This window comes from Hominiventricola aquisgranensis, assembly GCF_040096225.1.
Taxonomy (GTDB): Bacteria; Bacillota; Clostridia; order Lachnospirales; family Lachnospiraceae; genus Hominiventricola; species Hominiventricola aquisgranensis.
In genome coordinates, this window is sequence record NZ_JBBMFC010000020.1 from 18836 (window position 1) to 40936 (window position 22101).

19 protein-coding genes are annotated in these 22101 nt (G+C 46.8%); all 19 read left to right on the plus strand.

What is annotated here, in order from left to right; translation table 11 throughout:
- The first annotated feature begins 41 nt into the window (after positions 1–41).
- The 19 genes from murB (at position 42) to WMO62_RS11375 (ending at position 22085) form a co-directional block, all read left to right on the plus strand.
- Positions 42–938, plus strand: coding sequence for a UDP-N-acetylmuramate dehydrogenase (gene murB / locus WMO62_RS11285; protein WP_349144697.1), 897 nt, complete (start codon positions 42–44; stop codon positions 936–938).
- Between the two features lie 23 nt (positions 939–961).
- Positions 962–1837 (plus strand): RNase adapter RapZ, encoded by an 876-nt coding sequence (gene rapZ / locus WMO62_RS11290; RefSeq protein ID WP_117499115.1) that lies wholly within the window; start codon positions 962–964, stop codon positions 1835–1837.
- Positions 1838–1852: 15 nt separating this feature from the next.
- Entirely contained in the window at positions 1853–2800 is a 948-nt protein-coding gene (whiA, locus tag WMO62_RS11295; protein ID WP_349144698.1) for a DNA-binding protein WhiA, read from the plus strand.
- A 5-nt stretch (positions 2801–2805) separates the two neighbouring features.
- Positions 2806–3063: an HPr family phosphocarrier protein gene (locus WMO62_RS11300; protein ID WP_147601692.1), complete on the plus strand. Its 258-nt coding sequence runs from the start codon at positions 2806–2808 to the stop codon at positions 3061–3063.
- A gap of 87 nt (positions 3064–3150) precedes the next feature.
- A complete protein-coding gene (locus WMO62_RS11305; RefSeq protein ID WP_349144699.1) occupies positions 3151–3912 on the plus strand; it encodes a class I SAM-dependent DNA methyltransferase in 762 nt (253 codons plus the stop codon).
- A 58-nt stretch (positions 3913–3970) separates the two neighbouring features.
- A complete protein-coding gene (gene hslO, locus WMO62_RS11310; RefSeq protein ID WP_117499107.1) occupies positions 3971–4849 on the plus strand; it encodes an Hsp33 family molecular chaperone HslO in 879 nt (292 codons plus the stop codon).
- A 1-nt stretch (position 4850) separates the two neighbouring features.
- Entirely contained in the window at positions 4851–6773 is a 1923-nt protein-coding gene (locus WMO62_RS11315; protein WP_349144700.1) for an NAD(+) synthase, read from the plus strand.
- Between the two features lie 188 nt (positions 6774–6961).
- Positions 6962–8077, plus strand: coding sequence for a galactose ABC transporter substrate-binding protein (locus tag WMO62_RS11320; RefSeq protein WP_349144701.1), 1116 nt, complete (start codon positions 6962–6964; stop codon positions 8075–8077).
- 74 nt (positions 8078–8151) lie between these two features.
- The gene (locus tag WMO62_RS11325) at positions 8152–9660 is read left to right on the plus strand and encodes a sugar ABC transporter ATP-binding protein (protein ID WP_349144702.1); all 1509 of its coding nucleotides are present in this window, start codon (positions 8152–8154) and stop codon (positions 9658–9660) included.
- Positions 9661–9681: 21 nt separating this feature from the next.
- Positions 9682–10671 carry a galactose/methyl galactoside ABC transporter permease MglC gene (locus tag WMO62_RS11330; RefSeq protein ID WP_349144703.1) on the plus strand — a complete coding sequence of 330 codons (990 nt, stop codon included), beginning with the start codon at positions 9682–9684 and terminating at the stop codon, positions 10669–10671.
- A 90-nt stretch (positions 10672–10761) separates the two neighbouring features.
- The gene (locus WMO62_RS11335; protein WP_349144704.1) at positions 10762–12393 is read left to right on the plus strand and encodes a response regulator transcription factor; all 1632 of its coding nucleotides are present in this window, start codon (positions 10762–10764) and stop codon (positions 12391–12393) included.
- On the plus strand, positions 12390–14234 hold the full coding sequence (locus tag WMO62_RS11340; RefSeq protein ID WP_349144705.1) for a cache domain-containing sensor histidine kinase: 1845 nt from the start codon (positions 12390–12392) through the stop codon (positions 14232–14234). The genes WMO62_RS11335 and WMO62_RS11340 overlap by 4 nt, the downstream gene beginning before the upstream one ends.
- Positions 14221–15198: a sugar ABC transporter substrate-binding protein gene (locus WMO62_RS11345; protein WP_349144706.1), complete on the plus strand. Its 978-nt coding sequence runs from the start codon at positions 14221–14223 to the stop codon at positions 15196–15198. Before WMO62_RS11340 ends, WMO62_RS11345 begins: the two co-directional genes overlap by 14 nt.
- A 10-nt stretch (positions 15199–15208) precedes the next feature.
- Positions 15209–16240, plus strand: coding sequence for a galactose ABC transporter substrate-binding protein (locus WMO62_RS11350; protein WP_349144707.1), 1032 nt, complete (start codon positions 15209–15211; stop codon positions 16238–16240).
- A 4-nt stretch (positions 16241–16244) separates the two neighbouring features.
- Complete coding sequence (locus tag WMO62_RS11355) at positions 16245–16550, plus strand: hypothetical protein (RefSeq protein ID WP_349144708.1); 306 nt, start codon at positions 16245–16247, stop codon at positions 16548–16550.
- A 101-nt stretch (positions 16551–16651) separates the two neighbouring features.
- A complete protein-coding gene (locus WMO62_RS11360) occupies positions 16652–17917 on the plus strand; it encodes a peptidoglycan-binding protein (protein ID WP_349144709.1) in 1266 nt (421 codons plus the stop codon).
- Positions 17918–18039: 122 nt separating this feature from the next.
- Positions 18040–19047, plus strand: coding sequence for a rod shape-determining protein (locus tag WMO62_RS11365; RefSeq protein ID WP_118627496.1), 1008 nt, complete (start codon positions 18040–18042; stop codon positions 19045–19047).
- A gap of 111 nt (positions 19048–19158) precedes the next feature.
- Positions 19159–21381 carry an SF1B family DNA helicase RecD2 gene (recD2, locus tag WMO62_RS11370; protein WP_349144710.1) on the plus strand — a complete coding sequence of 741 codons (2223 nt, stop codon included), beginning with the start codon at positions 19159–19161 and terminating at the stop codon, positions 21379–21381.
- Positions 21372–22085: a ComF family protein gene (locus WMO62_RS11375; RefSeq protein WP_349144711.1), complete on the plus strand. Its 714-nt coding sequence runs from the start codon at positions 21372–21374 to the stop codon at positions 22083–22085. Before recD2 ends, WMO62_RS11375 begins: the two co-directional genes overlap by 10 nt.
- The last annotated feature ends 16 nt before the right edge of the window (positions 22086–22101 follow it).

A 22101-nucleotide genomic window follows, 5' to 3' on the forward strand; every position in this document is an offset into this window, starting at 1 on the left:
ATGCTAATAGGTATGAAAAAAGAGACTTCAGGGGGAACAAGATGTTAACAAAGCTGGAAGAACTGATCGGCAAAGGGCATGTTTTGTATGATGAGCCTATGAAAAAGCATACCACATTTCGTGTGGGAGGACCGGCCCGTGCACTGGTGGAGCCAGGATCTGCAGAAGATGTAAAATCAGTGGTGGAGTTCTGCAAAAGTGAGCAGATCCCCTATTATATAGTAGGAAATGGAAGCAATCTGCTGGTAAGTGACAAGGGATATGATGGAGTCATTATTCATCTGTTCAAAAACATGTCCGCCATGCGGATTGAAGGAAATAAGGTCTATGTACAGGCAGGTGCGCTGTTGTCCAAAGTGGCTGTACAGGCAGGAAGAAAAGGGTTGACCGGAATGGAATTTGCTTCCGGGATTCCGGGAACCATCGGGGGCGCGCTGGTCATGAATGCAGGCGCTTACGGCGGCGAGATGAAGGATGTGGTCCGTCTGGTACAGGTGATGTGTGAGGACGGAAGCTTCCGGGAATACACAGGAGCTGAGATGGAATTTGGCTATCGCACCAGCCGTGTCTTACATGAGAAGAGTGTGGCGCTGGAAGCAGTGTTGGAGCTGACCCCGGGAGATCCGACAGCGATTCAGAATCGGATGGAAGAACTGAAAGAAGCAAGAATTACCAAGCAGCCGTTGAATTATGCAAGTGCAGGAAGTACCTTTAAGCGGCCGGAAGGATATTTTGCAGGAAAACTGATTCAGGATGCGGGACTCTCCGGATTTTCTGTGGGAGATGCCCAGGTATCAGAGAAGCACTGTGGATTTGTAATTAACCGTGGAGAAGCAACGGCTGCTGATGTGGCAGACCTGATCCGGAAAGTACAGGAACAGGTGTATGAGAAATTCCAGGTAAAACTGGAACCAGAAGTAAGAATGTTAGGTTTTTAAGATAAGAGAGGAAATGGAGACGAATGAGACTGGTGATCGTGACCGGTATGTCCGGTGCAGGAAGAACAACCGCATTGAAGATGCTGGAGGATGCAGGATATTTCTGCGTGGATAACCTTCCGGTTCCATTTATAGACAAATTTGCCGAGCTGACTGCTTCAGGAAATAGCGAGATCACAAAGGTTGCCATCGGTATTGACATCCGAAGCGGTAAATCCTTAAGCCAGCTGGAACAGATTTTGGAGCGCCTGACAGCAGAACATATTGATTATGAGATCCTGTTTCTGGATGCCTCTGATGATGTGCTTGTCAAGAGGTATAAGGAGACAAGACGTATGCATCCGCTGGCGGAATCCGGCCGTGTGGAGCAGGGGATCACGTTGGAGCGTGAACGGCTTGGATTCCTGAAAAAACATGCAGATTACATCATTGATACCAGTCAGCTCCTTACCAGGGAACTGAAGCAGGAACTGGATAAAATCTTTGTACAGAACCGGGAATTTAAGAATCTGATGATTACGGTGTTGTCCTTTGGATTCAAGTACGGAATTCCGGCAGATGCGGATCTGGTCTTTGATGTCCGTTTCCTTCCAAATCCATATTATTATGAAAATCTTCGGAAACTGACCGGTAATGATAAAGAAATCCAGGATTTTGTCATGGGTTATGACATGGCGCATATTTTTCTGGACAAGCTGGAGGATATGATCCGTTTTCTGGTGCCGAACTATGTGCTGGAAGGTAAGAATCAGCTGGTAATCGCCATTGGCTGCACCGGTGGAAAGCATCGTTCAGTGACGCTGGCGAATAAATTATATGAGCGTCTGTCAGATCAGACAGATTACGGCATCAAGCTGGAGCATCGGGATATTGGGAAGGATGCCGCCAGAGGAAAATAGGTTCAGGAGGCACATATGTCCTTTTCTTCGGAAGTGAAAGAAGAACTTTCAGAGCAGATTGCAAGCGGGCGGCACTGCCGTCTGGCAGAGACTGCAGCGATCTTAAGTCTGTGCGGAAAGATCGTCATTACAGAAAATGACAGATACTGTGTAAAAATACAGACAGAAAACCTTGCAGTTGCAAGAAAGTACTTTACATTATTGAGAAAAACATTTAATATTAGAGCTGAGGTTTCTGTCAGGAAAAGCAGAGAAGTCCGGTTTTACTCCGTGATCGTATCCAAGGATCCGGAAGCAAGGCGGCTTTTGGGTGAGACCTGTCTGCTGGATAAAGATGGAAACGTCTCTGAATGCATGTCACCTATGCACCATCGACTGTTGAGACAAAACTGTTGCAGAAGGGCTTTTATACGGGGAGCATTTCTGGCAGTTGGTTCTGTCAGTGATCCGGAGAAATCCTATCACTTTGAGATCGTCTGTACAGTACCGGAAAAAGCGCGACAGCTGCAGGAGCTGCTGGCTTCTTATGATGTGGATGCCAAAGTAGTTCTTCGCAAACGCCATTATGTGGTGTACATAAAAGAGGGATCTCAGATTGTAGAACTTCTGGGGCTGATGGGGGCGCATATATCTCTCATGCAGTTGGAGAATGTACGAATTGTGAAAGAGATGCGCAATTCGGTAAACCGAAAAGTAAATTGTGAGACGGCGAATTTAAACAAGACCGTATCCGCAGCAGTCAGACAGGCAGAGGATATCCGATATATACAGGAGAAGATCGGACTTGACAAACTGCCGATGGATCTGGAGGAGACAGCCAGACTCAGACTGGAGCACACAGAAGCCAGCTTAAAGGAGCTGGGGGATATGTTGTCCCCGAAGGTGGGAAAGTCAGGAGTCAATCATCGTCTGCGAAAGCTAAGTCAGATCGCAGATGATTTGCGTGAAGGCAAGGAGGAGTAGTATTTATGATTAAGAAACCAATTATCATTCAGCTTGCTTCCGGACTGGAGCCGAGACCGGTGGCAGTACTGGTTCAGGTAGCAAGCCAGTACAACAGTAAGATTTATGTGGAAGATGGGGACCGCAAAGTCAATGCAAAGAGTATTATGGGAATGATGACACTTGGACTGAGTGCCGGAGAATCCGTGGTAGTATCTGCTGAGGGTGAAGATGAGGCAGAGGCTATTGAGAATATCGAAAAATATCTGAGCAGCGGAAACTAAGCTGGAAGATAGATGGAATCGGGCAGGTTTTCCTGCCCGATTTATGCGTTACATGGGAATTATAATTACAGCACAAGGAGGAAGGCGATGGACGCATATACAGAGTTTGCGAAAGTATACGATCTGTTCATGGATAATATTCCTTATGAAGAATGGGGAGCCTATCTGAAAGGACTGCTTCATGAAAACGGAGTGGATGACGGACTGGTACTGGAGCTGGGCTGTGGAACAGGTACGATGACAGAAATACTGGCAGAAGCCGGATATGATATGATCGGAGTGGATCAGTCAGAGGAGATGCTGGAGGAAGCAGCCAGAAAGAGAGAAGAATCCGGACATGAGATCCTGTATCTGTGTCAGGATATGAGAGAATTTGAATTGTATGGAACGGTTCGGGCTATCGTCTGTGTATGTGATTCCATGAATTATATTCTGGAAGAAGAGGAAGTGCTGGGAATCCTTACCTCCGCGGCCAGAAATTATCTGGATTATGGAGGACTATTTATCTTTGACCTGAATACAGAGTACAAGTACAAGGAGATCCTGGGAGAGCAGACCATTGCAGAGAACCGGGAAGAGAGCAGCTTTATCTGGGAAAACTATTATGATGAAGACAGCCATATTAACGAGTATAATCTGACCCTGTTCATCAAAGAGCATGGAGACCACTATCGGAAATACGAGGAGACTCATTATCAGAAATCATATTCATTAGATACCATTCGGAAGCTTGCGGAAATGTCCGGACTGGAATTACTTCATATCTATGATGCATTTACCAATGAAGAACCAAAAGTTGATTCCGAGCGTGTGTATGTGGTATTGCGAAGACCCGGACAGCCAGAGTAAAGGGACAGAGGAAGCAAGGTACAGACAGTGATATAGAGTATGAGAGACAGGAGAGAATATGAAAGACTATATTGTAAGAGCAACAGCGGCGGATGATCAGATCCGCGCATTTGCCATCACATCCAGAGGACTGGTGGAAGAGGCAAGAACAAGACATAATACAAGTCCGGTTGCAACAGCAGCCCTTGGCCGTCTGTTAAGTGCAGGAGCCATGATGGGGGCTATGATGAAAGGGGATCAGGATCTGTTGACCTTACAGATCAAATGCAGCGGCCCGATCCAGGGACTGACCGTCACTGCAGATGCAAAAGGAAACGTAAAGGGATTTGTGGAGAATCCAGAAGTAATGCTGCCGCCAAACAGCAAAGGGAAGCTGGATGTGGGAGGAGCACTGGATCTGGGAATCCTGACCGTGATCAAAGACATGGGACTCAAAGAGCCTTACTCTGGTCAGACTGAGCTGAAGACTGGTGAGATCGCCGAAGATCTGACCTACTATTTTGCCAATTCTGAGCAGGTTCCATCTTCTGTGGGTCTGGGCGTTCTGATGGACAAAGACAATACAGTCCGTCAGGCAGGCGGATTTATCATTCAGCTTATGCCGTTCGTGGAGGATGGCGTGGTAGATAAGCTGGAACAGAAGTTAAACTCTATTGATTCCGTAACTTCATACCTGGATCGTGGATTTACACCGGAGCAGCTGCTCACAGAGATCCTGGGTGAGTTCGGTCTGGAGATCCATGACAAGATGGATGCACAGTTCCACTGCAACTGCAGCCGGGAACGTGTGGAAAAGGCGCTGATCAGCGTAGGAAGAAAGAATTTGAATGAGATGGTGCAGGATGGAAAGCCGATTGAGGTAAAATGTCATTTCTGCAATACCCCTTATACTTTTGATGTGGAAGATCTGAAAAACATGATTAAAAGGAGTAAATAACATGGAGTACGGGTTCGTAAAGACAGCGGCGGTATCGCCGAAGATCCGGGTTGCAGATCCGGTGTACAACGGAACAGAGATTATTCGACTGATGAAGGAAACCTGGGAAAAAGGCGCCCGTATCATCGTATTTCCCGAACTGTGCATCACTGGTTATACCTGCAGTGATCTGTTTCGTCAGGAGCTCCTGCTGAAGACAGCAAAAGAAGTGCTGATGGAGATCGTGGAAGCCAGCGCAGGAATGGATGGTCTGTTCTTTGTAGGACTTCCTCTGGAGAATCGCGGAAAGCTCTATAATGTGGCAGCAGCTTATTCGGATGGAGAGCTTCTGGGACTGGTTCCTAAGTCTTATATTCCTAATTACAGTGAGTTCTATGAGGCGCGTCATTTTACTGCTGCACCAGAAGGGTTAAGCTATGAAAGGTGGTCGGAAGAAGATGCAGTGCCATTTGGAACCAATCAGCTCTTCACCTGCCGGAGTATGCCAGAGCTGAAAGTGGCAGTGGAGATCTGTGAGGATCTGTGGACTCCCAATCCACCCAGTGTGCGTCATGCCATGCATGGGGCGACGGTGATCGTCAATCTGTCAGCCAGTGATGAAATCACTGGAAAAGACGCCTATCGAAGAGATCTGGTGAAACTTCAGTCCGGCCGCCTGGTATGCGGATATATCTATGCCAGCGCAGGAGAAGGAGAATCTTCTACGGATCTGGTCTTTGGAGGACATCATCTGATTGCAGAAAATGGTTCTGTCCTGGCAGAATCTGAGAGATTTACCAATGAGACGATCTACGGAGATCTGGACATAGAACGTCTGATCGGTGAAAGAAGACATTATACCACCTATGATGTGTCAGCTGCGCCGGATGGTTATATCGAAGTGGAATATGAGATGGATCCGGCAGATGCGCTATTTGATCGTTATGTGGACAAGGCACCATTCGTACCAGGAAGAAAAGAAGAGCGTGAAAAACGTTGTGAGGAAATCCTTGCGATCCAGTCCATGGGTCTGAAAAAACGTATGGAACATACCCATTGCCGCAGTGTGGTGATCGGTATCTCCGGAGGTTTGGATTCTACTCTGGCACTGCTGGTGGCAGCAAGAGCTGTGGATCGTCTGAACCTGCCCAGAACCTGCATTACAGCTGTGACGATGCCATGCTTTGGAACCACGGACCGTACTTACAACAACGCATGTGAGCTGACCAGACGACTGGGAGCAAACTTAAGAGAAGTAGATATTAAAGAAGCAGTTAACATTCATTTCCGGGATATCGGGCATGACAGCAGCGTACATGATGTGACTTATGAAAACTCTCAGGCAAGAGAGCGTACCCAGATCCTCATGGATATTGCTAATCAGACTTCCGGCATGGTCATCGGTACCGGTGATATGTCCGAGCTGGCACTGGGCTGGGCTACTTACAATGGAGATCACATGTCCATGTATGGTGTCAATGTATCTGTGCCAAAGACGCTGGTGCGCCATCTGGTTCGCTACTATGCGGATACCTGTGGAGATGAGAAGCTGACAGAAGTACTGCTTGACATTCTGGATACACCGGTGAGCCCGGAGCTTCTGCCGCCGGAAAATGGAGTCATTTCCCAGAAGACAGAGGATCTGGTAGGACCTTACGAATTACATGACTTTTACTTATATTATATGCTGCGTTTCGGCTTTGCACCGGATAAGATCTACTATCTGGCGAAACAGGCATTCAAAGGCGAGTACGACAACGAAGTGATCTTAAAGTGGCTGAAGACCTTCATGAGAAGATTCTTTGCCCAGCAGTTCAAGCGCTCCTGCCTGCCGGACGGACCGAAGGTCGGTACGGTGGCAGTATCTCCCCGTGGAGACCTGCGTATGCCGAGCGATGCATGCTCCAGAATCTGGATGGATCAGGTGGAAAAACTGGTTCCCTAGCATGCTAGTAGGAATGCATTAACAAAAACGCACAAAAAACAATGCATAAAATTATACAATATGCACAAATGAAAAAGTAGAATTTTTAAGAAAGACAGAAGAATTTTCTATGTTTTTTTCTCCTTCTGACTGGTATATTGTCATTAGTAACGGAGAGTTACAACATTCATTTGGGAGGTAGAATAACAATGAAAAGAAAAGCAGTAAGTCTTGTACTTGCACTGACCATGGTAGCTTCTGTAGTCGCAGGATGTGGCAACAAACAGGAAGCAGCAACCACCGAGCCGGCAGCAGAGGAAACCACCGAAGCAGCTGAGGATACCACAGCAGCAGATACCGCTGATGCAGCAGCAGATGCAGCTGGAGATGCTGATCTGGCAGACAAAAAAGTTGGTGTATGTATTTATCAGTTCTCTGATAACTTCATGACCCTGTTCCGTACCGAGCTGCAGAGCTATCTGGAGAGCAAGGGATTCAAAGCTGAGAACATTAAAATCGTAGATGGTGCTAATGACCAGGCTACCCAGTCCGGACAGATCGATAACTTCATCACTGAGGGTGTTGACGTTATGATTGTCAACCCGGTTAACTCTTCTTCCGCAGCAACCATTACTGATAAAGTAGTTGCAGCAAACATTCCGCTGGTATACATCAACCGTGAGCCGGATGCAGCTGAGGAGCAGAGATGGGCAGATGAGAACATGGATGTTACCTATGTAGGTTGTGATGCTCGTCAGTCCGGTACTTTCCAGGGCGAGATCATTGCTGATCTTGGACTTGATGCTATCGATCTGAACAAGAACGGTAAAGTTGATTACATCATGGTTGAGGGTGATCCGGAGAACGTAGATGCTCAGTATCGTACCGAGTTCTCTGTAAAAGCTCTTGAGGATGCTGGACTTGAAGTTAACTGCCTGACAGATCAGGTTGGTAACTGGCAGCAGGATCAGGCACAGCAGATCGTTGCTAATGCTCTTGGACAGTATGGTAATGATGTAGAAGTTGTGTTCTGTAACAACGATGCAATGGCTATGGGTGCTCTGCAGGCAATCCAGTCCGCAGGACGTACTGTAGGCAAAGATATCTACCTGGTAGGTGTTGACGCTCTGTCTGAGGCTCTTGAGGCTGTTATCGCTGGCAACCTGACCGGTACTGTATTCAACGATCACTTCTCTCAGTCCCACAGTGCAGCTGATGCAGCAATCAACTACCTGACCGGAGCTGGAAATGAGCATTACATTGGTTGTGACTATGTAAAAGTTACCCAGGACAACGCTCAGGAAGTTCTTGATATGGTTAAATAATTAATTCTGAAAATGGTGCGGGCGTTGGACAACGACGTCCGCATTTTTTAAGCTGATTGAAGAAGGAGAGCAAAATGGCTGAGTATAAACTGGAGTTGAAGGGCATCTGCAAGTCCTTTCCCGGCGTGAAGGCACTTGACAATGTACAGTTGTCAGTTCGTCCTGGCACAGTCCATGCGCTGATGGGAGAAAATGGTGCGGGTAAGTCCACTCTGATGAAATGTCTGTTTGGTATCTATAAGATGGATGCTGGAGAGATCTATCTGGATGGAGAAAAAATTGATATTAAGGATCCGGATGATGCTATGAGTAAAGGAATTGCCATGGTACATCAGGAGCTTCAGCCGGTTCTGGCTAGAAGCGTAGGCGAGAACCTTTTTCTTGGAAGATTTCCTACCAAGAATTATGGTCCGCTGAAAGTGATCGATCATAAGAAAATGTATGAAGATACGAAGATGTGGCTGGATGAGGTTGGTATGGATTTCGATCCGAAGGCTCAGCTGGGTTCTCTGTCTATCGGACAGATGCAGTCTGTTGAGATTGCAAAAGCAGTCTCTCATCAGGCGAAAGTCGTAATCTTCGATGAGCCGACATCTTCTTTGTCTGACAAAGAAGTAGATGCCCTGTTCCGTATTATGAATGATCTGAGAAGTAAGGGTGTAGCAATGATCTATATCTCCCATAAGATGGATGAGATCAAGAGAATTGCAGATGACATTACCGTCATGCGAGACGGTGGTTATGTAGGAACCTGGCCGGCAGCAGAGATGACCACAGAGCAGATCATTGCCAAGATGGTTGGTCGTGAGCTGACCAATGTATATCCTGACAAAGAGAATGAGATTGGTGACGTAGTTCTTGAAGTCAAAGACCTGTGTTCCATTCATCCGAAGTCTTTCCAGCACGTAAGCTTCAAGCTTCGTAAAGGCGAGATCCTTGGATTTGGTGGACTGGTCGGAGCTCAGAGAACCGAGCTGATGGAAGGTATTTTTGGAATCCGTGGTGTGGCATCTGGTGAGGTCTACATGCATGGAAAGAAAGTGAATATTAAGCACCCTATTGATGCTATGAACGCAGGTATCGGTCTGATCACTGAGGACCGTCGTGGAAATGGTATCTTCGGATGTCTGTCTATTAAAGACAACGTAGGTGTTTCCGTATATAATAAGTATTTGAAAGCAGGATTTGTGCTTGACCACAAGAAGATCAATACAGTTGTGGATGATAGTATTAAGAAACTGAGAATCAAGACTCCCAGCATGAAAGAGCATATTGCAAACCTGTCTGGTGGTAACCAGCAGAAAGTTATTGTATCCAGATGGCTGGCAAATGACCCGGATGTGCTGATCATGGATGAGCCTACCCGTGGTATTGACGTAGGAGCAAAGCATGAGATCTATGAGATCATGAATGACCTGGCAAAACAGGGAAAAGCAATTATCATGATTTCTTCTGAGATGGCTGAGCTGCTTGGTATGTCTGACAGAGTCTGTGTAATGTGTAACGGCCGCCTGACTGGTGAGATCACTGAGAAAGAAGAGATGTCTCAGGCAAATGTTATGCAGTTTGCAACACAATTCTGATGCTGAAGGAGGATGAATAGAATGGAAAAGACAAAGCAGAAACAGATTACAGATTTTCTGATCAATAATGGTGTTATTATTGTTATGTTCATTCTGGTTATTGTAGCCGGACTGACAACCCAGAACTTTTTTACCTTGAATAACTTAAACAACCTGTTAAACAACATGAGTTTCCGACTGGTAATCGCACTTGGTATCGCAGGCTGCGTTATTACCGCAGGATGTGACCTTTCCGCTGGTCGTCTGATCGGTCTTGGCGGATGTATCTCTGGTGTACTGCTTCAGAGAATGGACTATTCCGGAAAATTTTTCCCGGATATGCAGCCTTTGAATGTATTCCTGGCAGCTTTGGTTGCAATGCTGATCTGTGCAGTATTTGGAACCATTACTGGTTTCTTCATTGCTTATTTAAGTGTACCGCCGTTCATCGCAACGCTGGCTACCATGGAGATTGTATATGGTCTGAACATGCTGTTCACAAACGCAACCCCGCTTGGTGGCTTTACCACTGAGTATACCAACGTAGGTAGTGGTAAGTTCCTTGGTCTTAGCTATCTGGTATGGATCGCACTGGTTATAGCAGCTATTACCTGGTTCATCTTCAATATGACCCGTCATGGAAAATATATGTATGCAATCGGCGGAAATCCGCAGGCAGCAGAGGTTGCCGGTGTTCCGGTAAAACTGACCCTGATCCTGATCTATATGAAAGCAGCAGCTATGTATGGTCTTGCAGGATTCATGCTGGGTGCAAAATCCGGTGGTGCTTCCGTACAGCTTGGTTATGGTTATGAGATGGAGGCAATCGCAGCATGTACTATCGGTGGTGTATCCGTTACCGGTGGACGAGGAAAAGTATCCTCCGCATTTGTCGGTGTTGCAGTATTCGAGCTTCTGAAGATCGCTCTGCAGTACATGGGTGTTAACGCAAATGCACAGTACATTGCAATCGGTATCGTTATCTTCGTGGCAATCTCTCTGGATATCAGAAAGTATGTGGCAAAGAAATAAAATACATAGTATAATAGATAGCGGCAGGACGCATAAGCGTCCCGCCGCTATTTTCATATATGCAGGAACATATGTTATAAGGGAGATTTTATGGACACAAATAACAGATATTCGGTACTTCTGGTGGATGATGAAGAGGACGTGATCCAGATTATTGTAAAAAAACTGGACTGGGAAGCAATGGGTCTTAAGATCATTGGACACGCGGCCAACGGGGTGGAAGCACTGGAACTGGCAGAGGAGCTGCAGCCAGACATTGTCATGACAGATATCAAGATGCCATACATGGATGGACTGACACTCTGCCGGAAATTAAAAGAATTATCAAGAACCATCCGGGTTATTATTTTTTCTGGATTTGATGAATTTGAATATGCAAAAGAAGCGATCAAGATGGACGCAGCAGAATATTTGCTCAAACCTGTCAATGCCGGTGAATTAAAGGAAGTATTTGAGCGGATCAAAGCAGATCTTGACCGGGAACGGGATGAGAAGCGGAATACGGATAAGCTGCGGGAATATTATATGGAAAGTCTGCCGGTCTTGCAGGAAAGCTTTTACATGGCATTGTTAGAGGGCCGTGTGGCAGCCAGACAGATCGGAAAATATGCGAAGGATTATCAGGTGAATCTGTCAGCTCCTTACTATGTAGTGACAGTTTTGCATATCAGTACGCAGTCATTGCCGGAGGAAGAGAGGGAAGATCCATTTCTGCTTGCCATGGCAGTGAAGAAGTATGCAGAGGAGCAGGTGGATGAACGGTGGAACAGCCGTTTTGTAATCTATCTGGGGGATATTATTATGATCTCACAGCTGCAGGAGAAGGATGATCTGATCGCTTATACAGATGAGATGGACCGTCTGTGCCGGATGGCGAGAAAGGTCTGCAATGCAAGAGTGACTGCAGGCATTGGATATCTGTGCGATAGTCTGGAGCAGATACCATTCTCCTATCAGGGCGCCAAGCAGGCAGTATCTTATCGAGTACTTTATGGAAATACCAGATCTATCAGTATCTCTGAGGTGGAACCGGGAGAGACAGCAGAACTACAGCGAGTGGATGCGTATGCAGATCTGATCCAGAGGATCATTAAGAAAATCCGTGTGGGAGAGGAGAACGTGCTGCAGGAAGCGATTCATGATTTTATTCAGTGGCTCAACGAAGCACATCTTTCCATGCAGAATTACCGGATCGTTATGATGGAACTGATCTCCGAACTGGTGCGCTTCGCTGCCGGTCATGATCTGAGTATTGATAATGTATCAGGAACAGGGACGGATGCCTATCATCAGGCACTGCAGATGGAATCCACAGAGGCACTGGAGAAGTGGCTTCTGGATCTGTGCAGACATCTGCAGAGAGAAGTACTCCATGAGAGACAGGATTCTACGAAATCATTTGTGCAGAGCGCAGAAGAATATGTAAAAACAAACTATGCAGATCAGGATCTGAGTGTGGAAGTGATCTGCAAGAAGTTAAATGTAAGTGCTGCCTATTTCTCCACGATTTTTAAGAAAGAGACGGGAAAGACATTTGTGAGATATCTGACAGATTATCGGATGGAGCAGGCGGTGAACCTTCTGATGACAGGCAATGATAAGACCTATGTGATTGCTGAAAAAGTGGGATACTCGGAAGCCAATTATTTCAGCTATGTATTTAAGAAGCAGTTTGGCGTATCCCCGTCCAGATATCGTTCGGACAGACTGGAGAAGAAGTGAAGAAACTGACAGAATTCTTAAGTCTCAAGAAAAAATCAATATCGATCCAGGTGGGAATCGCCATATCCTTTACGGTTGTCGCTCTATTTGCCATGGGAGCTTTCGGTATTACCATGTACCATCTGTTCACTAACCGAATGGAAGCAATGATGTCTGAAAATGCAGTGCAGCTTCTGGATCAGACAGCGACCAATCTGGAAAGTTATCTTAAAAATATGCGTCGGATCTCGGATACCATGTATTATTCTGTGATCAAGGATAAGGATCTGGCATCGGAGGATATGGTGCAGGAGATGAATCTTCTGTATGATGCCAATAAAGAAAATTTAGTCAGTATTGCCTGTTATACCAGCAATGGTAATCTGGTAGAGGCAGTGCCGGTTGCCGGAGAAAAAGAAGATGTAGACGTGACAGAGCAGGAATGGTTCCGGGAAGCAGTGGGAAAGATGGAAAATTTTCATTTTTCCACACCGCATGTACAGAATCTGTTTGACGATGCCAATTATAGATATCACTGGGTAATCTCCTTAAGCCGTGCGGTAGAACTGACCAAGAGTGGAGATTCTGAACTTGGTGTTCTTCTGGTCGATATGAATTATTCCAGTATTGAACAGTTACTGGAAAAAGCAAATACCGGAATCGATGAAGAGTATGTGTATCTGATGGATGGAAATGGTGAGATTATCTATCATCCCAAACAGAAGCTGATCTATGCAGGACTTTATGAAGAAAATAATGAAGAAATTGCTGCCTGGGATGATGGAAGCCATAAGGAGGATTTTGGGAGTGAGAACCGGCTGGTGACGGTGAAGACAGTCAGTTATACAGGATGGAAGATTGTCAGTGTGATTCCAAACAGTGTCTTTAATATGGGTATGTATGAGACAAGGCTGTTTTTCGTGATGTTGCTGATCATATCCATGCTGCTCATTATTTTTGTAAACCAGATGGTATCTTCCAGTGTGGCAAGTCCGTTGGAAAAGCTCAATGAGTCTGTGAAGGAATGGGAAGCAGGTAATATGAATCCGGATATTTATATTGGCGGATTTACGGAGGTCGAGCATCTGGGACGAACATTGAAATCCACAGTGGAGCAGATCCGGAAACTGATGGATGACGTGCTTCTGGAACAAGAGGAGAAGCGAAAAAGTGAGCTGGATGCACTACAGTCTCAGATCAATCCGCATTTCCTTTATAATACATTGGAGTCTATTACCTGGATGATCGAGGGAGAACGTTATGAAGATGCTGTGTTTATGATCTCTCAGCTTGCCAGCCTGTTTCGCATCAGTCTTAGCAAAGGACGGACGATCATCCGTGTGGAGGATGAAATCAAGCATGCTACCAACTACATGAATATTCAGAAGATCCGGTATAAGAATCGGTTCCATGTGGATTTTCAGATTGATGAAGAGATTCTGAACTGTTGTACTGTGAAGCTGATCGTACAGCCTCTTCTTGAAAATGCTATCTACTACGGCGTGGAAGGGATGGATGATGAAGGAGAAATCTGGGTACGTGGTTACAGGGATGGCGATGACGTATGTATCGAGGTCAGAGATAATGGTCTTGGCATGTCTGAGGAAATACTGGATTCTCTGTTAAAAGAAAACAGCAGAGTACCAAGGAAAGGTTCCGGTGTAGGCGTGATCAATGTACATAAACGAATACAGATCCGTTTTGGAAAAAAATACGGGCTGGAAATCGAGAGCGAGCCGGATGAAGGAACGATGGTAAGAATTCGACTTCCGTATATCGAATATTCACCGGAGATCCTGGAATATCTGGATGGAAAGCGGACGAACAGACCGGAGGAGGGAACAGCAGATGAGAAGAAGTAAAGAAATATGGTATCTGCTGCTGTTTTCGCTTCTGATAGCAGCTGTGGCTGGATTGATCATGACAGTTGGGCGAAAGGAAGAAAAGAACAGTTATACGGTGTCTGTAATTGTAAACAACAGCAGTGACAGCCGGTGGACGTCTCTGAGAGAAGGAGCTGAAGCTGCAGCCAGAGACTACAATATACGTCTGAACTATGTAGCTACTGGAGAATTCTGGGGAAAGCAAAACGAACTGGAGATCATATACAAAGAACTGGAATCGGGTGTGGATGGCATGATCATTCAGATGTATGCAAGTGAAGGTGTCTATGAAGGGATAGAAGCCAGGCTGCCAAGAGAAAAATGTGTACTGCTGGAGACGGATATTACCCCGGAAGAATATTATCAGACGGTTGGCCCGGACAACAAGGAACTGGGCAGTGCACTGGCTGAACGGATCTGCCAGGATTTCGGAGAAAATCTGACGGGAAAGACAATCGGTATTCTCTGTGGAAACACTGGTCAGATCGCTCTGAGACAACGACTGGATGGGTTGGAGGAGACGCTTCTGAAAGCGGGAGCAAAGATTCAGTGGAAGCTGGCAGAGATGGGTCGGAATCCAGACAAGAAACTATTTGAAGAAAAATGGAATCTGGGAGCTGATATTGTGATCGCACTGGAAAACAGTGAGACTGAGCGGGCAGTGGATTATATGCAGGAGAATCAGATATCTGTCAATAACTGTGTCTTGTATGGAGTGGGTAACTCAGAAAAGGTTGTCTATGAGCTTGATAAAGGGAGAATTCAGGCACTGCTGGTTCCAAATGAATTTCACATGGGGTATCAGAGCGTGAAAGAGCTGGCGACAAAGCTGGAGTATCATACAGCGGAAATGAGAAATGTGACGACAGGATATTTGATGGTGGACAGAGAACATCTTTATGATGCCGAAAATCAGAAGATCCTGTTCCCAATCGTACAGTAGGGGGGATAAAATGTTTGCGAAGAAAATGACGATAGCAGGACTTGCCTGTCTGCTGGCAGTAGAAGCCTCAGGCTGTGGAAATACAGGTGGAGGACAGGTCACCAGCATCAGGATCGGTGTCAGTGTCTATGATCAGTATGATACATTTGTTTCGGAAATGATCAATCATTTTAATGAATATGCCAGTGAAGTGTCTGCTTCCATGGATTCGAATGTGTCGGTTAATATTGATGTTTACAATGCGGCAGCCAGTCAGACCACACAGAACAATCAGGTGAAAACCATGTTGGAAGATGGGTGTGATATTATTTGTGTCAACCTGGTGGACCGTACAGAACCGGTAACGATCATTGATATGGCGGAGAAGAAGGATGTGCCGGTGATCTTCTTTAACAGAGAACTGGTGGAACAGGATCTGGAACGATGGGATAAGCTCTATTATGTGGGAGCTAAGGCATTTGAATCAGGAATTATGCAGGGGGAGATAGCTGTAGATATCTTCAAAAACGATCCTGCGGCGGACAAGAATGGAGATGGTGTGTTCCAGTACATTGTGCTGGAAGGAGAAGCAGATCATCAGGATGCCATTGTTCGGACAGAGTATGCTGTCAGTACAATTACGGATCAGGGCGTGCCAGTGGAAAAGCTGGGTTATGCCATCGCAAATTGGAACCGTGCACAGGCAAATACCAAAATGAGTCAGCTTCTGACGGAATACGGGGATCAGATCGAACTGGTGCTGTCTAACAACGATGATATGGCACTGGGTGCTGTGGATGCCATGAAAGCGGCAGGCATCGATCAGGCAGAATGGCCGGTGATCCTTGGAATCGATGGAACAGACGTGGGCCTTGCGGCGCTTAAGAACGGTGAGATCAGAGGAACAGTCTATAATGATAAGGAAGGACAGGCAGAAAAGATGTTTGATCTGGCATTCTGTCTGGCAAGGGGACTGCCTCTTGATGATCTGGGACTGGAAGATGGAAAATATATCCGGCAGCCTTACACGAAGCTGGAAGAGGTACCGGAAGAACAGGAGTAGAAAAATGGATCAGGATACAAAAAAAATGACAAGGACCGCCATCTATGTGGCGGCGGGCGGATACCTTCTGTATCTGGCATATCAGTTATTTGGCAGACTGTCTGAAAGCACGGGCTTATCTTATACAGTCAGTCTGGCGGCTATGGTGCTGTTTGCAGCAGGCGGGGCAGGCATAATGATATTTGGCATTCGGCAGTTGATCTTACTGGCAAAGAATGGTGTCAGCGAGTTTGATAAACAGCCGGGTTCGTCAGAGCAGGATTTATCAGAAAATGTTTCGTCAGAAAACGAAGATAGTTCTGAGAAATAAGGAATATATAAGGAATATATACAAGCCTCGTTCATATATTGGTAGAAAGTGGGTACAGAGGAGCCTGTCCCACAGGATCAATGTAGAAACGAGGTTTTTATATGGCAGAAACAGAATTTACGAATACGCCGCGCCTTCCGGCAGAGACGGGGCAGCTTCAGGTGCGCCTGATGGAGGAGCGGACACGCCGTCCAATCGGAGGTGCACAAATCCACATCACCTATGAAGGAGAGCCTGATGGAGAAGAGCGTGATGCGGTGACTGATGAATCTGGAATGACAGAGATAATCACCCTTCCGGCACCAAACCGTGATTACAGTACATCTATCTCTGAGCAACAGCCTTATGCGGAGTATACCATTCGGGTAAATGCAGATGGCTATGAACCAACAGAGGTGGCTGGGACAGAGATCCTGCCTGACGAGACAGCCATTCAGGAGATTCTGATGAAGAGATCCGTGCAGACCGGGGAGTTTGACAGGATTGTGATAGGACCTCACACGTTGTTCGGTAACTATCCACCCAAGATCGCAGAGTCAGAGATCAAGCCGATGACTGAGTCAGGAGAGATCGTCTTAAGCCGGGTGGTGATTCCAGAGTATGTTATCGTCCATGACGGCGCCCCGTCGGATTCCAGTGCCCGTAATTATTGGGTGCGTTACCGGGATTATATTAAAAATGTGGCATCCAGTGAGATCTATGCTACCTGGACAGATGCGGCCATCCGGGCCAATGTGCTGGCAATCATGTCATTTGTGCTTAACAGAGTTTATACGGAATGGTATCGCAATCGTGGCTATGACTTCACGATCACTTCTTCTACTGCTTTTGACCAGAAATGGATCTATGGAAGAAATATTTACCAGAATATTTCCAATATTGTAGATGAGGTATTTGGAAATTATCTGTCACGGCCTAATGTGAAACAGCCGATCCTGACCCAATATTGTGATGGACGGCAGGTATCCTGCCCGGGTTGGATGACGCAGTGGGGTTCTCAGAGTCTGGGAGAGCAGGGATATTCTACGATTGAGATTCTGCGGTATTATTATGGAGAGAGCATCTATATCAATACAGCAGTGGAGATCTCCGGTGTTCCGTCCTCCTGGCCGGGATATGATCTGAGTGTGGGCTCCAGCGGAAGCAAGGTTCTGCAGATGCAGGAACAGCTCAATGTGATTGCAGAGGCATATCCGGCATTGCCCCGGGTGGATACAGACGGTATCTATGGACCGGCTACACAGGCGGCTGTGGAGAAATTTCAGTCGATATTTGGATTGCCTGTAACTGGCATTGTTGACTATCGGACCTGGTACAAAATCTCAGAGATCTACGTAGGAGTGTCCAGAATTGCGGAGCTTCGGTAAAAAATCCTTTTCAATTTGAAAAAAATTGGGTATAATCATAACATGAGCCTTGACACAGGACAAAATAAGATGCATTATTTCAGATAGACTTGTTTAGGAAAAGAACGAAAGGGGAAACGTATATGGCAGGAACTGATATTGGAATTGACTTAGGAACAGCCAGCATCCTTGTTTACATCAAAGGAAAGGGCGTTGTACTGAAAGAGCCGTCTGTCGTTGCATTCGACAGAGATACAAATAGAATTAAAGCGATCGGAGAGGAAGCGCGTCTGATGCTTGGCCGTACACCGGGCAATATCGTGGCAGTCCGTCCTCTGCGTCAGGGAGTGATCTCTGATTTCACAGTAACGGAAAAGATGCTGGATCATTTTATTAAGAAGGCAGTTGGAAAGAAGACGTTCCGTAAGCCGAAGATCGCTGTCTGCGTACCGAGCGGTGTTACTGAGGTAGAGAAGAAGGCAGTTGAGGATGCTACTTATCAGGCAGGCGCAAGAGAAGTATTTATTATTGAGGAGCCGATCGCAGCAGCTATCGGGGCCGGTATTGATATTTCCAGACCTTGCGGAAATATGATCGTGGATATCGGTGGTGGTACTACAGATATCGCTGTGATCTCTCTGGGCGGTACCGTTGTCAGCACATCTGTAAAGATCGCCGGTGATGATTTTGATGAAGCGATCGTACGTTATATGCGTAAGAAACATAATCTTCTGATCGGTGAGAGAACCGCAGAGGATATTAAGATCAAAGTAGGAAGCTGTTATCCGGGAACAGAGCCGAAGACTCTGGATGTCCGTGGACGTAACCTGGTGACTGGTCTTCCGAAGACGGTAACTGTTTCTTCTGAGGAGACAGAGGAAGCTCTCAAAGAGGCAACTGCACAGATCGTGGAAGCTGTACACAGCGTACTGGAGCGTACACCACCAGAGCTGACTGCAGATATTGCAGAACGCGGTATCGTTCTGACCGGAGGTGGAGCACTGCTTCGCGGACTGGAAGAGCTGCTGGAGTCCAAGACTGGTATCAACACTATGACCGCAGAGGATCCAATGCAGTGTGTAGCTGTAGGAACAGGTAAGTTCGTAGAGTTCCTGTCCGGCCACAGAGAAGAGGAAAGAAAAAAACTGTAAGTAATTCAGAACCATGTGAATGTGGTTCTGAATGTTGAATCACATACCGTCTATCAAGGACATGGCAGTGCGCCATGTCCTTTTCACACAAAATCCATGACAGGAGCGGGGATGGAAGTACGAAAGGGATATGTGGAGCACATTGTGTTCCGCAACAATGACAATGGGTATACGGTGTTCCAGCTGGTCAGTGAGGAAGAAGAACTGACCTGTGTGGGACTTTTTTCTGTGCTTGCAGAAGGGGAACTGGTACAGGTCAGCGGATATATGAAAGAACATCCGTTATATGGAGAGCAGCTTCAGGTGGAACAGTATGAGCTGCTGGCACCGGAAGACGAGACAGCCATGGAGAGATATCTGGGAAGCGGAGCTATCAAAGGGATCGGAGCTGCCATGGCGGCGCGTATTGTCCGCAGATTCAAAGGGGATACTTTCCGCATTATTGAAGAAGAACCGGAGCGCCTGGCAGAAGTCAAAGGAATCAGCGAGAAGAAAGCCATAGAGATCTCTGCCCAGATGGAAGAGAAGAAGGATCTGCGTCAGGCCATGATGTTCCTGACCCAGTATGGGATTTCAGTGCCGCTGGCGGTGAAGATCTATCAGCAGTATGGCAACCGGACCTATCAGGTAGTGGAGGAGAATCCGTATCGTCTGGCTGATGATATTTCCGGCATAGGATTCAAGATTGCAGATGAGATCGCCAGCCGGATCGGCATTCATACAGATTCCGATTATCGAATCCGCAGCGGTCTGCTCTATGTGTTGTTACAGGCCACCGGAGAGGGACATACCTGTCTTCCAAAGGAGGATCTGCTGCACAGAGCATCTGCACTTCTGGGCGTGGAGGAAGAGCAGATGGAGACTCAGCTCATGAATCTTTGTATGGATCGGAAGCTGGTCATGAAAGAGCAGAATGGAAAAGTCATGGTCTGGTATGGACAGTATTACTATATGGAGCTGAACGTAGCCAAGATGCTGCATGATCTGAATCTGGAATGTGAGATGGAAGAAAGCCAGATCGTGAAAAAGCTTTCTAAAGTGGAGAAGCAGGCATCGATCACTCTGGATGAGATGCAGCGAAAAGCAGTGGTGGAAGCAGTGAAAAATGGTGTGCTGGTCATCACGGGAGGACCTGGTACCGGTAAGACGACCACGATCAATGCCATTATCCGGTATTTTGAGACGGAGGATATGGAGATCCTTCTGGCGGCACCTACAGGCCGCGCAGCCAAGCGGATGACGGAAGCCACCGGCTGGGAGGCAGTGACGATCCACCGGCTTCTGGAGCTGTCTGGGGTGCCTTCTGACGACCGCAGCACAGCCTCCTTTGAACGGAATGAAGAAAATCCGCTGGAAGCGGATGTGATCATCATTGATGAAATGTCCATGGTAGACATTTTCCTGATGAATGCCTTGCTGAAAGCTGTCAGTGTGGGAACCAGACTGATCCTGGTGGGTGATATCAACCAGCTGCCAAGTGTCGGTCCGGGCTGTGTGCTGAAGGACATTATCAGAGCCGGAAGCTGTCCGGTAGTACAGCTGACCAGGATCTTCCGTCAGGCAAGCCAGAGCGATATTATTGTGAATGCCCACAAGATCAACCGGGGCGAGCATGTGACATTGGATAACAAAAGCCGGGATTTCTTCTTTTTGCAGCGGCAGGAGCCCAATGTCATTCTACGCGTTGTGCTTGCTCTTGTGCAGGAGAAGATGCCCAGATATGTGGATGCAAGACCTACAGATATTCAGGTACTGACGCCTATGCGAAAAGGAAGCCTGGGAGTGGAGAACCTGAACGAGATGCTTCAGAGATATCTCAACCCGCCATCTCCTGAGAAAAATGAAAAGGAGACTGCCAGAGGGCGGTTCCGCGAAGGCGATAAGGTTATGCAGATCAAGAATAACTATCAGATCGAGTGGGAAGCAAGGAACCGCTATGGAATCGCCATCGACAAAGGAACGGGTATTTTCAATGGAGATATGGGAATCGTGCAGCAGATCGACCTTCTGGCAGAGACCATGGAAGTGCTGTTTGACGATTACCGCACAGTCACCTACAGCTTCCAGATGCTGGAAGAACTGGAGCTTGCCTATGCGGTGACGATCCATAAGTCCCAGGGAAGTGAGTACCCTGCAGTGGTGATCCCGCTGCTTACAGGGCCGCGGATGCTTATGAACCGAAATCTTCTGTATACAGCAGTTACAAGAGCACGCTCTTGTGTGACACTGGTGGGAAGTCCGGAGACGTTTGCACAGATGATCGACAATGCCAGCGAGCAGACCAGGTACAGTGGACTGTATGACCGGATCAGAGAGGTGGAAGGATGCGAATAAAAGAAATTTTAATAGGACTTTTATATCCAAAAAGATGTCCGGTGTGCCATGACGTGGTAGAGGACAAGGGGGAGCTTGTCTGCAGGATCTGCAGAACAAAGCTTCCCCTTGTACGGCAGCCTGCCTGCAGGAAGTGTGGCAAACCGCTTCTGGAAGAAGAGCGGGAATATTGTCAGGACTGTACCAGAAAGCATCATGAGTACCGGCAGGGACGGGCAGCATTTATATACGATGAGAGGATGCGCCGCTCCATAGCAAAATTCAAGTATGAAGGCAGACGGGAATATGCTGCATTTTACGCAGAAGAGATCGTAAGAAGCTGTGGAAGAGAAGCCGCACTCTGGCAAGCACAGGCACTGGTTCCTATTCCGCTGCATCCATCCCGCAGACGGAAGCGGGGGTTTAATCAGGCAGAGGTGCTGGCAGAGGAACTGTCACGATGGATGGGGATTCCCGTGGAACGTAAAATATTGATCCGCAGCAAGAAAACCAGAGCGCAGAAGCAGTTGAACGATCAAGAACGTGTATCAAATCTTAAAAATGCCTTTTCTGTCAGAAAAGGATCCATTCCCCCTAAGACAATCATATTAGTAGATGACATTTATACCACCGGCAGCACGATTGACGAAGCGGCAAGGGTATTGCTGGAAAATGGTGCACAGACTGTATATTTTTTATGCATTTGTGTTGGAAGAGGAAGTTAATTGTGTTATACTATAG

Coding starts and splice junctions, on each gene's coding strand:
- murB (WP_349144697.1), top strand. CDS start 42: ATGTTAACAAAGCTGGAAGAACTGATCGGCAAAGGGCATGTTTTGTAT.
- rapZ (WP_117499115.1), top strand. CDS start 962: ATGAGACTGGTGATCGTGACCGGTATGTCCGGTGCAGGAAGAACAACC.
- whiA (WP_349144698.1), top strand. CDS start 1,853: ATGTCCTTTTCTTCGGAAGTGAAAGAAGAACTTTCAGAGCAGATTGCA.
- WMO62_RS11300 (WP_147601692.1), top strand. CDS start 2,806: ATGATTAAGAAACCAATTATCATTCAGCTTGCTTCCGGACTGGAGCCG.
- WMO62_RS11305 (WP_349144699.1), top strand. CDS start 3,151: ATGGACGCATATACAGAGTTTGCGAAAGTATACGATCTGTTCATGGAT.
- hslO (WP_117499107.1), top strand. CDS start 3,971: ATGAAAGACTATATTGTAAGAGCAACAGCGGCGGATGATCAGATCCGC.
- WMO62_RS11315 (WP_349144700.1), top strand. CDS start 4,851: ATGGAGTACGGGTTCGTAAAGACAGCGGCGGTATCGCCGAAGATCCGG.
- WMO62_RS11320 (WP_349144701.1), top strand. CDS start 6,962: ATGAAAAGAAAAGCAGTAAGTCTTGTACTTGCACTGACCATGGTAGCT.
- WMO62_RS11325 (WP_349144702.1), top strand. CDS start 8,152: ATGGCTGAGTATAAACTGGAGTTGAAGGGCATCTGCAAGTCCTTTCCC.
- WMO62_RS11330 (WP_349144703.1), top strand. CDS start 9,682: ATGGAAAAGACAAAGCAGAAACAGATTACAGATTTTCTGATCAATAAT.
- WMO62_RS11335 (WP_349144704.1), top strand. CDS start 10,762: ATGGACACAAATAACAGATATTCGGTACTTCTGGTGGATGATGAAGAG.
- WMO62_RS11345 (WP_349144706.1), top strand. CDS start 14,221: ATGAGAAGAAGTAAAGAAATATGGTATCTGCTGCTGTTTTCGCTTCTG.
- WMO62_RS11350 (WP_349144707.1), top strand. CDS start 15,209: ATGTTTGCGAAGAAAATGACGATAGCAGGACTTGCCTGTCTGCTGGCA.
- WMO62_RS11355 (WP_349144708.1), top strand. CDS start 16,245: ATGGATCAGGATACAAAAAAAATGACAAGGACCGCCATCTATGTGGCG.
- WMO62_RS11360 (WP_349144709.1), top strand. CDS start 16,652: ATGGCAGAAACAGAATTTACGAATACGCCGCGCCTTCCGGCAGAGACG.
- WMO62_RS11365 (WP_118627496.1), top strand. CDS start 18,040: ATGGCAGGAACTGATATTGGAATTGACTTAGGAACAGCCAGCATCCTT.
- recD2 (WP_349144710.1), top strand. CDS start 19,159: ATGGAAGTACGAAAGGGATATGTGGAGCACATTGTGTTCCGCAACAAT.
- WMO62_RS11375 (WP_349144711.1), top strand. CDS start 21,372: ATGCGAATAAAAGAAATTTTAATAGGACTTTTATATCCAAAAAGATGT.